Source organism: Paraburkholderia sp. (genome assembly GCF_026225065.1).
Classification (GTDB): Bacteria; Pseudomonadota; Gammaproteobacteria; order Burkholderiales; family Burkholderiaceae; genus Paraburkholderia.
Genome location: NZ_JAMFSB010000143.1, coordinates 1 through 10,456, shown reverse-complemented (window position 1 = coordinate 10,456; position 10,456 = coordinate 1). Strand labels below are relative to the sequence as shown.

Below are 10,456 nucleotides of genomic sequence, written 5' to 3'. Positions count from 1 at the left end.
CGTGCTTCCGGACGCATCCGGACGTGCATATCGTCGCGATCGCGGTGAACGACGCGGATGATTATCGTGCCGCGGCGTGTCTAGGGATTGATGCGGTGTTGTCGGACTCGCCGGGGAAGATGATGGCCATTCGGGCGGGGATGGGGCCGTTGCGGTGCGGTTCAGGTCGGGTAAGGTCAGACAGACAAGAAGGTGTAACGTGAGGCCACGAGAACTGAAAGCGCACAAGGGTGCTGCAAAGAAGCTGACGGAATTGCCGACGTTTCAGCCAATGAAGCGCGGCAAGCTGCCCAAGCCATTTAACAAGCTGGGAGGCGGCCGCATGCACGCGACGAAGCAGATCCGGGTCTCTGCGCACCATCAAGTGCTCTTTTGGTGGCGCGACGGTGAGACTTTGGCGGACAGATCGTTCTATGGATATCTGATGTGTGATCTGGCGCAGGACGCGCTCGGCATTGTGTTCGAGTTCCACTGGCATCCAAGTCACAAGGGAATCCACTGTAAGGTTCCATGCGAAACTGAACTAAACTGCACCAATCGATTTCTGGTCGGCGCCCCTGAGTTAGGCTTGTCCGGCTCAAGGCTACTCGACCCTCGAAACGAAGGTGACCGACAACAACTGATGATCCGCTTTTGCGACGCTTGCGGCATAACCTTCGCGGTAAAAGAGGATCCGGTGCAACCAGACTTATGGAACTTCTAAAGGACGACATAAAACGCTCCATCTGCTCCCTGTTCGACGTCTATTCCGACGAGAACGGCGTGCAGCGGATCGTTACGCCTATCGAGTACCCTGGGACGGCCGACAAGGTCGTGGTACGGGTACGCCCGGCAGCCGGCGGCGGTTTCACCATCGACGAGAACGGCGAAGCTGCGCTCTATGCTTCGATGGCCGGCGGCGACATCGATTCCGAGCCCATGAAGCGCTGGCTTGAGGAGTTGTCGTCGGTAGGTCCCGTCACCCTGACCGATGACGAAGTGCTGGTGTGTTCAGGAGGCAATCAGAAGCTGGTGGCGCCATACATTTTCCGGATCGCGGAAGCGGCGCAGCAACTGTACGCTATCGCCACATCACGGGCGGAGCGGCAATTTGGCGACTTTAAAGCGAAGCTCGCCAGTATCGTGATGGAAGTGGCGCGGGACGTGGGGGTTAAGGTCGATTCGGATGTCGACCTGCCGTTGGCGGGCGGCATGATTGCCGATCACGTCGTTCATGCTCGCGAGCCTATTATTATCGTCGCTGCTACCGGCACCACTCGATTGCTCGAAGCGGAACTGATTCAGCTGCAATACCGTTTGTCGAAGCAGGCGGGAAAGGTCCTGGCCATATGCGAGAGCCAGGCATCCGTGGGACGGAAGCAATTCGAACGCGCCGGATACTTCACGTGGAAGACGCTAACGTTCAGCGGGCACGACCTGGGTCCCATGTTGGCAAGCCATTTGACCGGTTGATAGCCTGTTGGCCAAAACTGTCTCCGGCGGCAAAGATCGAGTGGAACTGTGTGACACGCCCCTGAAAACAGAACTGCTTTCAAGGGCGAACGACGCTGCCTGATTTATAAGTCCGCGCTGATGGTCAGACGTTAAACAGGAAGTTCATCACATCCCCGTCGTGCACGACGTATTCCTTGCCTTCCGCGCGCATCTTGCCGGCTTCCTTCGCGCCTTGTTCGCCCTTGTAAGCCACAAAGTCATTGAAGCCAATCGTCTGTGCGCGGATGAAGCCGCGTTCGAAGTCAGTGTGAATCACGCCCGCAGCCTGCGGTGCCGTGTCGCCGATATGAATCGTCCATGCCCGGACTTCCTTCACGCCCGCCGTGAAGTACGTCTGCAGACCGAGTAGCGTGAATCCGGCGCGGATCACGCGGTTCAGGCCCGGCTCTTCCATGCCCAGGTCGGCGAGGAACACCTGCTTGTCTTCGTCGTCCAGATCAGCGATTTCCGCTTCGATCGCAGCACACACCGCGACGACCGGCGCCTTCTCCGCGTCGGCGAATTTGCGCACGGCATCCAGATGAGGGTTGTTATCGAAGCCGTCTTCCTTCACGTTAGCGACGTACATCGTCGGCTTGGCGGTGATCAGGCAGAACGGCTTGAGAAGCGCCTGCTCTTCGTCCGAAAGATCGAGCGCACGTACCGGCTTGGCCTGGTCGAGCTGCGCGCGGACCCTTTCGAGCACTGCGGCGAGCTTGATCGCTTCCTTGTCGTTGCCGGATTTGGCGGCCTTCGAGTAACGCGAAAGCGATTTTTCGACCGTCGCCAGATCGGCCAGCGCCAGTTCGGTGTTGATGACTTCGATATCCGACAGCGGATCCACCTTGCCGGCGACGTGAATCACGTTGTCGTCTTCGAAGCAGCGCACCACGTGCGTGATGGCGTCCGTTTCGCGGATGTTGGCGAGGAACTGATTGCCGAGCCCTTCGCCCTTGCTCGCGCCGGCGACCAGGCCAGCGATATCGACGAATTCCACCACGGCCGGCATGATGCGCTCCGGCTTGACGATGTCGGCGAGCGCAGTTAACCGCGCGTCCGGCACTTCGACAATGCCGACGTTCGGCTCGATCGTGCAGAACGGATAGTTTTCGGCGGCAATGCCCGCCTTGGTCAGCGCGTTGAACAGGGTGGACTTGCCGACGTTAGGCAGGCCGACGATGCCGCATTTGAGGCTCATGGGGTTTCTCTAGACTTATGCATGACGTGTATCACGGGAATCTGCAATTGTAACCCTGTCCGGCTTCGCCTTCGTGCTTCCACGATCCGGCCCCGCCACCCCCCCACGGCTATAATGCGGGCATGACTGCACACCTTCAGACCTTTGACGTCGCCGTGATCGGCGGCGGGCTCGTTGGCAAGACTGCGGCGCTCGCGTTGGCGCAGGGCGGCCTGCGCGTCGGCTTGCTGGCGCAACCGTGTGCGCCGCTGCCAGCCGGCTCGGTTTTCGATGCGCGCGTCTACGCGCTCTCCTCCAGTTCGCAGGCTCTGCTCGAGCGGCTGCGGGTCTGGCAGGCGCTCGACACCTCGCGTCTCAGCCCGGTCTACGACATGCGGGTGTACGGCGACGCCCACGCCGAGCTGCACTTCTCCGCGTTTCAGGCGTCCGTCCCGCAGTTGGCGTGGATCGCGGAATCGTCGCTGATCGAGCGCGCGCTCGATGCCGCGCTGCGGTTCCAGCCCAGTCTTGAATGGATCGACTCGCGCGCCCAGGGGCTCGACGTGAAGCCTGGTGGGGCGACTATCGGCCTCGCTAACGGCAAGGTGCTCGACGCGGATCTGGTGGTCGGCGCAGACGGTGCCCACTCGTGGGTGCGCGCGCAGATCGGCTCGAAGGTCATCCGTCAGGATTACAAACAGACCGGCGTGGTCGCCAACTTCAAGGCCGAAAAACCGCACGGCGAAACGGCCTGCCAGTGGTTCAAGAACGGCGAGATCATCGCGTTACTGCCGCTGCCTGACGGACACGTCTCGCTCGTCTGGTCCGCTCGCGCAGAGCATGCCCAGGAATTGCTCGCGCTCGATCCTGCGCAGCTCGCCGCGGAAGTCGAACGCGTGACGGGTGGCCAGGTGGGCGCGCTCGACTGCGTGACGCCGGCGCAGGGTTTTCCGCTCGCGCTGCAAACCGTCGACCGCCTCGTCGCATCGCGGGTCGCCCTGGTGGGCGACGCTGCGCACCTGATCCATCCGCTCGCGGGGCAAGGCATGAATCTCGGACTGCGCGACGTTGCGGCGCTCGCCGACACGATCGCCGCCAAGGAAGCGTTCCGCGATCTCGGTGACACCGTGCTGCTACGCCGTTACGAACGGGCGCGCCGCGAAGACATCCGCGCGCTGATGGTCGCCACCGACGGCCTGCAAAAGCTGTTTTCCGTGCCCGGCCCGGTTGCCCGCGTGCTGCGCAACACCGGCATGGCTTTCGTGGGGGCGCAGCCGCTTATCAAGCGCTGGCTCGTCTCGGCGGCTCTGGGGTAGACGGCGCGTGGCCGACGTGGTCCTCCGCCGTTGATGCAGGCAGCGTAAACCCCGTAGTCGCCACCGCCGTTGACGCCGCGCCAAGGCAGGCCGCGCCGCGCCGCGCGCGAGTATGATGAACGGATGGGCCGCGCGCCTGTCCGAGACGTACCAAGCGAAGACGCGTGATGCGTGTTCGAATGAACCGGGAAATCCAGTATGAAAAAGCACCTCCGAATCGCCGCGCTCACCCTGGCCGTGGCCGTCGCGACACTCGGCTGCTCCGCGCAGGCCGATCAGGCCACCGACAAACTCAAGGCGACCTTGCAGGCTCGTCTCGGCGACGACGCGACCATCAAGAGCATCTCGAAATCGCCGATTGCCGGGTTGTACGAGATCAACCTCGGTACGCAGATCGTCTATAGCGACGCGAACGGCGAGTATCTGTTGCTCGGCGATATCGTCGACGCCAAGACCCGCAAGAATCTGACTGAAGCCCGTCTATCCGAAACCAACCGCATCGATTTCGCGAGCCTGCCGTTCGCGAACGCGGTGAAAGTGGTGAAGGGCAACGGCAGCCGCAAGATGGCGGTGTTCTCGGATCCGAACTGCCCGTATTGCAAACAGCTCGAAACCACGCTGAAGTCTATCGACAACGTCACCGTGTACACCTTCCTGTACCCGGTGCTGTCGCCGGATTCGACGGTGAAGTCGAAATCGATCTGGTGTTCGTCGGATCGCGCCAAGGCCTGGGAATCCTGGATGCAGGACCGTCAGGCGCCGACCGCCGCGGGCACCTGCGACACAGCCGCCATCGAAAAGAACCTCGATCTTGGCCATGCCATGAACGTGGACGGCACGCCCACCATCTTCCTGGCCGACGGCCGCCGCCTGCCAGGCGCAGTGCCGGCCGACCGGCTGGACAAAGAACTCTCCTCGGTGCACTAAACAGCTCGCATCGTCAGACCGGAGGCGCACTTTGCGCCTCCTGCCATTTCTGGACCCCTGATTTTTCTAACCTACCTCGCCGATGAAGCCGATCCGCTACAGCATCGTTCCGAAGCAACCCGCCGCCCATCTGTTCGAAGTCACTGTCACCGTCGCCGATCCTGATCCTTCTGGTCAGCGCTTCATGCTGCCGGTGTGGATTCCCGGCAGTTATATGGTGCGCGAATTCGCCCGCAATATCGTCACGCTGCGCGCGGTCAACGAGTCCGGACGCAAGGTGCGGGTGGAAAAGACCGACAAGCAGACCTGGCAAGCCGCGCCGGTCAACGGTCCGCTGACGCTGCGCTACGAGGTGTACGCGTGGGATATGTCGGTGCGGGCGGCGCATCTGGACGATACAACTGGCTTCTTTAACGCCACCAGCGTGTTCCTCGCAGCCGTGGGCCATGAAGATGCGCCGTGTCTCGTGGATATCCAGAAGCCGGCTGGCCCGGCTTACCGGAGCTGGCGCGTCGCTACGGCGTTGCCGGAGGCCCGCGGCACAAGGCGCTACGGGTTCGGTGAGTACAGCGCACAAAACTACGACGAACTGGCCGATCATCCTGTGACGCTCGGCGAATTTGCGCTGGCGACCTTCAAGGCGCATGGTGTGCCGCACGACATCGTGATCGCCGGCCGCGTGGTCGCGCTCGATATGGCGCGTCTCGCTGCGGATCTGAAGCGCATCTGCGAAGCGCAGATTGCCTTGTTCGAGCCGAAGTCGAAGAAGGCGCCGGTCGACCGCTATGTGTTCATGACCCAGGCCGTAAGCGACGGCTACGGCGGCCTCGAGCATCGCGCCTCGACTGCGCTGATCTGCAACCGGAGCGATCTGCCGGTTGAAGGCCGCCCGCAGACCACCGAAGGCTACCGGACCTACCTCGGCCTGTGCAGCCACGAATACTTCCACACCTGGAACGTGAAGCGCATCAAGCCGGCCGCCTTCGCGCCGTACGATCTGACGCGCGAGAACTACACGTCGCTGCTGTGGCTGTTCGAAGGGTTCACCTCGTACTACGACGATCTGATTCTGGTGCGCACCAGTCTTATCTCGCCGGAAGAGTATTTCGCGCTGCTCGGCAAGGTGGTGGGCGGCGTGATGCGGGGCAGCGGTCGTCTGAAGCAGACCGTCGCGGAAAGCTCGTTCGATGCCTGGGTGAAGTACTACCGGCAGGACGAGAACGCGCCGAACGCGATCGTCAGCTATTACACGAAGGGCTCGCTGGTCGCCTTGGCGTTCGATCTGACGATTCGCGCGCAGACCAACAACCGCAAGTCGCTCGATGACGTGATGCGGCTTCTGTGGCAGCGTTTCGGGCGCGACTTCTATCGCGGCAAGCCGGTTGGCGTTGCGGAGGACGAGGTCGAAGAGATTTTCGCCGAGGCAACCGGCGCCGATCTGGGGGCGCTGTTTGAGCAGGCGGTGCGCAGCACGCGCGATCTGCCGCTCGAGACGCTGCTGGAACCGTTTGGCATTTCGCTCGCCCCGGAGCGGGACAAGAACGCCAGGCCGACGCTCGGCGCACGCGTGCGCGGCGGCGGGGATTGCACGCTCGCCGCCGTTCACGACGGCAGCGCGGCGCAGAAAGCTGGGCTTTCCGCGGGCGACGTGCTGGTGGCGATCGACGGTCTGCGCGTGACTGGCGCGAATCTTGACACGCTGCTGTCGCGTTACCTGCCGGGTGCAAAAGTAGAGGTGCACGCGTTCCGCCGCGACGAGCTCCGCACCGTGCAAGTCAAGCTGGACGGCCCTGAGGTGTCGCGTTATTCGATGACCGTCACCGACAGGCGTGCGGCGGCGCGCAACTGGCGCGAGCGTTGGCTGGCGGCCTGAAGGCGGCGAAAGGTCCTTACAGTCTGCTTAAATCGTGAGATTCAGCGTCGGATTGTTCTACCCATGCAACAATCCTTCGCTGCCGCACGGCTTTTTCGCGGGCCGGTAAAAAAACACAATGGCTCCACTCGCGCAACACTGCGCGCCCCAACTGGAGTCACCATGACCACGATCCTGCAAATCAACTCGGCAGCCCGCTCGCAAGGCGCTCAATCGACGCTGCTCGTCAACGAACTGACTGAGAAGCTGCAACAATCGAATCCGGGCGCGCAAGTCGTCGTCCGTAACCTGCAAGCTGAGCCGCTGCCCCACCTCGACGATGCGATCCTCGGCGCGTTCTTCACGCCGGCTGACCAACGCACCCCGGAACAGGCTGCCATCTCCGCCCGCAGCGAAGCGCTGATCGCCGAACTGCAAGCGGCCGACATCATTGTGATCGGCGCACCGATGTATAACTTCGGCGTGTCGTCGCAACTGAAGACGTACTTCGACTTCATCGCTCGCGCTGGCATCACGTTCAAGTACACGGAAACGGGTCCTGAAGGTCTCGTGAAGGGCAAGAAGGTGTTCGTGGTTTCGGCACGCGGCGGCAAGTATCTCGGCACCCCGAACGACAGTCAGACGCCGTATCTGAAGGCCTTCCTTGGCTTCCTCGGCATGACCGAAGTGAACTTCATCTACGCTGAAGGCCTGAACATGGGCCCGGATGCGGCGACCGCCGCTCTGGCTGGCGCACGCGAAGCGATCGCAGCTGCGTAAGTGAGGATGGAGCATGAGAGACCTGCGTCGCGCGGGACTCTCCTATTGCCTGTGGCGATGCGGCTGCTTTAAAAAGCGGTGCGCCAGTTGCGAGTCAAAAAAAAGCGCCACGGGATGAGTTTCCGTGGCGTTTTTGCTTCTGCGTGGTCGTGCCGTTACGGGTTTGGATTGCGCTGCCGGATCCGGTGCACGGTGGCCGTTGAGTCATTGGCAGCCTTGTTGCTGGGCGGTCGTGTGATCAGAGTCGGACTGCGGGTATATTCCGCGTCAAGCCAGCATCTGCGCTTCGTCGGGCAAACGCCAGTCGATCGGCTGGCGCTTGTGTTCGGTCAGGTACTCGTTGGCGAGTGCAAAGTGCCCGCAGCCGAGAAAGCCGCGATGCGCTGACAGCGGCGACGGATGCGGCGCCTCCAGAACGTAGTGCGATTTTCCACCGAGCAACGCCCGCTTGGCCTGCGCGTGCGCGCCCCACAGCATGAACACGAGGCCGTCGTGACGCTGCGCCAGTTCGTGGATCAACGTGTCCGTACATTTCTCCCAGCCACGTTTGGCGTGGCTCGCCGCTGAGTCGCGCTCGACCGTCAGCACGGTGTTCAGCAGCAGTACGCCCTGTTTGGCCCAGGCATCGAGGCAGCCATGACGAGGCGGCTCGTGGCCCAGACTTGCGGCAATTTCCTTGAAAATGTTGCGCAGCGACGGCGGCGGACGGACAGCCGGCGGCACCGAGAACGCCAGCCCGTGAGCCTGCGGGGTGCCGCGATCTTCACCGTGGTACGGATCCTGGCCGAGGATCACGACTTTGACCTCGTCCGGACTGGTGAGGCGCAGTGCGCGAAATACGTCGGCGGGATAGACCGTCTTGCCCGCGGCGCGCTCGCCGTCGACGAAACGGCACAACGATTCGTACGTGTCGCTCTCGATGAACGGTCGCAGATGGGTTCGCCATGCAGGCGGCAGCGCGTCGAATTGGGCTTCGAGGGTGGGCGTTGACGTGGACTTCATGGATGGCGTGGCCGGCGTTTGCGCTTCAGCAGGATGGTCAGACGGCTCGTCGCCAAACAGCGAGGCTTGCGACGACGGGGAACGGGTACGGGAGGTAGGGTTCATGACGCGCAAGTGTCGCAGCAAACGGGGTGTAGCTCAAGGCGTGCGCTCAGAGGTCGTGCTGCGGCACCAAGGCTGGGGCGCATCGCCCAATGTCAGCGTTGACGCAGAGCAAAGGCTCTTATTGTTCCCGCAGCCGATATCCGCGTTGAGCCTTGCTGACATCGTCTGGCGCGAGTCCGGGCACCTTGGTGCGAAGTTCGTCCGCCAGCGCGTGCAGCGCGGCTTCGTCACCGCTTTTCAACTCCAGTTCGACCTCCAGAATCGGTGAGCGGCGCGTCTCGCCGTCGACCTCGGCGATCACGTCGCCCCGATCGATCGCCGCTTCCACCGTGGCGCCGTTGTGGGCGACTTGCCACAGCGTACGGGTGAAATTGGTGCGGAACAGCTCGATCAAATCCGGCGCGGCCCCGCGCAGCGCGGCGGCCACTGTGGGTTCGTCGCAGGCTTGCAGCAGCGCGTCGATCTCCAGCTTCTCACCCGCTACCGGCATTTCCCATTCGTGCCGGCTGTGCATGCCGGCGCTTGCATTGCCGCCGGTCTTGAAGGTTTGCAGCCAGCCGTCCGGTGTGTGGCGAAGGCGCAGCGCGCTTTTCGAGCGTGCCAACGTCAGTGCGGGCGTATCGAAGTAGATATTGGCGAGTGCGATCGGGCGTCCCGCGGTGCCGGTGCGTGCGACGAACCAGCGCGTCGCCGCGTCTATCTGGTCGGCTGGCAGCGCCAGCTTGATTTCACGTTCCATGCCCATGACGGTGTTTTCCTGGTTAGCTCAAAACGAGGCTCAGAAAAACATCCGCGCAAGTTCTGCGCCCGGTTCGTCGGCCCGCATGAACGCTTCGCCGACGAGGAACGTATGCACGTCCATCTCGCGCAGGCGATCCACGTCGGCGCGAGCCAGGATGCCCGACTCGGTCACGACGATGCGATCTTCCGGGATCAGGTCTAGCATGCCGATGGTGTTTTCGATCGAGGTTTCGAACGTGCGCAGATTGCGGTTGTTGATGCCCATCAGCGGCGTCTTCAGCGTCAGCGCTTCCATCAGTTCGTTTTTGTCATGCACTTCGACGAGTACCGCGAGCCCCAGCGAATGCGCGAACGCTTCGAGATCCTGCATCTGCGAGGTTTCGAGCGCGGCGGCGATCAGCAGGATCGCGTCGGCGCCCATCGCGCGCGCTTCGACGATCTGATAGGGATCGATGATGAAGTCTTTGCGCAGCACCGGCAGGTCGCAGGCGGCGCGGGCTTCTTCCAGATAGGCGGTGCTGCCCTGGAAAAACTGCACGTCGGTGAGTACGGACAGGCAGGCGGCGCCGTGCTTCGCATACGAACGCGCGATCTCAGCGGGCACGAAATGCTCGCGCAGCACGCCCTTTGAAGGGCTCGCCTTCTTCACTTCGGAGATTACCGCGGCCTGACCTAAGGCATGTTTGGCGCGCAGCGCGCCGACAAAGTCGCGTTTGTCGCGCGCCGAAGCATCGAGGCGCAACTCCTCGAGCGGTGCGCTCAGTTGCGCCGCGCGGACCTCCTGGCGCTTGACGTCGATGATGCGTTCCAGAATGTCGCTCATAGGTGTCTCAATACAGAATTAGTGCTTGAATTGCTGGGTGAAGCGAACCAGATCGTCGACCTTCGCCCGCGCCTTGCCGTTTGCGATCGCTTCGCGCGCCAGTTCGATGCCGTCCGCGATCGAGGCCGCCACGTTCGCAGCATAGAGCGCCGTGCCCGCGTTCAGTGTGACAATCTCACGCGCCACGCCCGGTTTGTTCTCGAGCGCTTCGAGCAGCATCAGTTTGGATTCGGTGGCGTCAGCCACTTTCAGCGAGCGGT

Annotated in this window: 10 protein-coding genes and 2 pseudogenes; 7 read left to right on the top strand and 5 right to left on the bottom strand. The window is 62.5% G+C overall.

Going from position 1 to position 10,456, the window contains the following annotated elements; all coding sequences use genetic code 11:
- The 3 genes and pseudogenes from M0954_RS11015 to M0954_RS11005 form a co-directional block, all read left to right on the top strand.
- A pseudogene (locus M0954_RS11015) lies at positions 1-203 on the top strand (hypothetical protein); the annotation flags it as partial.
- On the top strand, positions 200-703 hold the full coding sequence (locus tag M0954_RS11010; protein ID WP_297353156.1) for a hypothetical protein: 504 nt from the start codon (positions 200-202) through the stop codon (positions 701-703). The pseudogene M0954_RS11015 and the gene M0954_RS11010, both read left to right, overlap by 4 nt.
- On the top strand, positions 691-1,452 hold the full coding sequence (locus M0954_RS11005) for a hypothetical protein (RefSeq protein WP_297353154.1): 762 nt from the start codon (positions 691-693) through the stop codon (positions 1,450-1,452). Before M0954_RS11010 ends, M0954_RS11005 begins: the two co-directional genes overlap by 13 nt.
- A gap of 124 nt (positions 1,453-1,576) precedes the next feature.
- On the opposite strand, the gene ychF is transcribed toward M0954_RS11005, so the two are convergent.
- Entirely contained in the window at positions 1,577-2,671 is a 1,095-nt protein-coding gene (ychF, locus tag M0954_RS11000; protein ID WP_122152648.1) for a redox-regulated ATPase YchF, read from the bottom strand.
- Between the two features lie 122 nt (positions 2,672-2,793).
- Between ychF and M0954_RS10995 the strand changes: the two genes are divergently transcribed.
- From M0954_RS10995 to M0954_RS10980, 4 genes are all read left to right on the top strand, one after another.
- Complete coding sequence (locus M0954_RS10995; protein ID WP_297353152.1) at positions 2,794-3,966, top strand: UbiH/UbiF family hydroxylase; 1,173 nt, start codon at positions 2,794-2,796, stop codon at positions 3,964-3,966.
- 198 nt (positions 3,967-4,164) lie between these two features.
- Entirely contained in the window at positions 4,165-4,893 is a 729-nt protein-coding gene (locus tag M0954_RS10990) for a DsbC family protein (protein WP_123384903.1), read from the top strand.
- Positions 4,894-4,975: 82 nt separating this feature from the next.
- Positions 4,976-6,766 (top strand): M61 family metallopeptidase, encoded by a 1,791-nt coding sequence (locus M0954_RS10985; protein ID WP_297353150.1) that lies wholly within the window; start codon positions 4,976-4,978, stop codon positions 6,764-6,766.
- Positions 6,767-6,928: 162 nt separating this feature from the next.
- Positions 6,929-7,525, top strand: coding sequence for an NAD(P)H-dependent oxidoreductase (locus M0954_RS10980; RefSeq protein WP_122152644.1), 597 nt, complete (start codon positions 6,929-6,931; stop codon positions 7,523-7,525).
- Between the two features lie 267 nt (positions 7,526-7,792).
- On the opposite strand, the gene M0954_RS10975 is transcribed toward M0954_RS10980, so the two are convergent.
- The 4 genes and pseudogenes from M0954_RS10975 to trpD all read right to left on the bottom strand — a co-directional run.
- A complete protein-coding gene (locus M0954_RS10975; protein ID WP_297353148.1) occupies positions 7,793-8,632 on the bottom strand; it encodes a uracil-DNA glycosylase in 840 nt (279 codons plus the stop codon).
- Positions 8,633-8,750: 118 nt separating this feature from the next.
- Complete coding sequence (locus M0954_RS10970) at positions 8,751-9,377, bottom strand: CYTH domain-containing protein (RefSeq protein ID WP_123384899.1); 627 nt, start codon at positions 9,375-9,377, stop codon at positions 8,751-8,753.
- A gap of 33 nt (positions 9,378-9,410) precedes the next feature.
- The gene (trpC, locus tag M0954_RS10965; RefSeq protein ID WP_297353146.1) at positions 9,411-10,196 is read right to left on the bottom strand and encodes an indole-3-glycerol phosphate synthase TrpC; all 786 of its coding nucleotides are present in this window, start codon (positions 10,194-10,196) and stop codon (positions 9,411-9,413) included.
- Between the two features lie 18 nt (positions 10,197-10,214).
- Positions 10,215-10,456: pseudogene (trpD, locus tag M0954_RS10960) on the bottom strand (anthranilate phosphoribosyltransferase); the annotation flags it as partial.

Excerpts from the sequence above, each read along its gene's own strand:
- M0954_RS11005 (WP_297353154.1), top strand. The coding sequence starts at position 691 with ATGGAACTTCTAAAGGACGACATAAAACGCTCCATCTGCTCCCTGTTC.
- ychF (WP_122152648.1), bottom strand. The coding sequence starts at position 2,671 with ATGAGCCTCAAATGCGGCATCGTCGGCCTGCCTAACGTCGGCAAGTCC.
- M0954_RS10995 (WP_297353152.1), top strand. The coding sequence starts at position 2,794 with ATGACTGCACACCTTCAGACCTTTGACGTCGCCGTGATCGGCGGCGGG.
- M0954_RS10990 (WP_123384903.1), top strand. The coding sequence starts at position 4,165 with ATGAAAAAGCACCTCCGAATCGCCGCGCTCACCCTGGCCGTGGCCGTC.
- M0954_RS10985 (WP_297353150.1), top strand. The coding sequence starts at position 4,976 with ATGAAGCCGATCCGCTACAGCATCGTTCCGAAGCAACCCGCCGCCCAT.
- M0954_RS10980 (WP_122152644.1), top strand. The coding sequence starts at position 6,929 with ATGACCACGATCCTGCAAATCAACTCGGCAGCCCGCTCGCAAGGCGCT.
- M0954_RS10975 (WP_297353148.1), bottom strand. The coding sequence starts at position 8,632 with ATGAACCCTACCTCCCGTACCCGTTCCCCGTCGTCGCAAGCCTCGCTG.
- M0954_RS10970 (WP_123384899.1), bottom strand. The coding sequence starts at position 9,377 with ATGGGCATGGAACGTGAAATCAAGCTGGCGCTGCCAGCCGACCAGATA.
- trpC (WP_297353146.1), bottom strand. The coding sequence starts at position 10,196 with ATGAGCGACATTCTGGAACGCATCATCGACGTCAAGCGCCAGGAGGTC.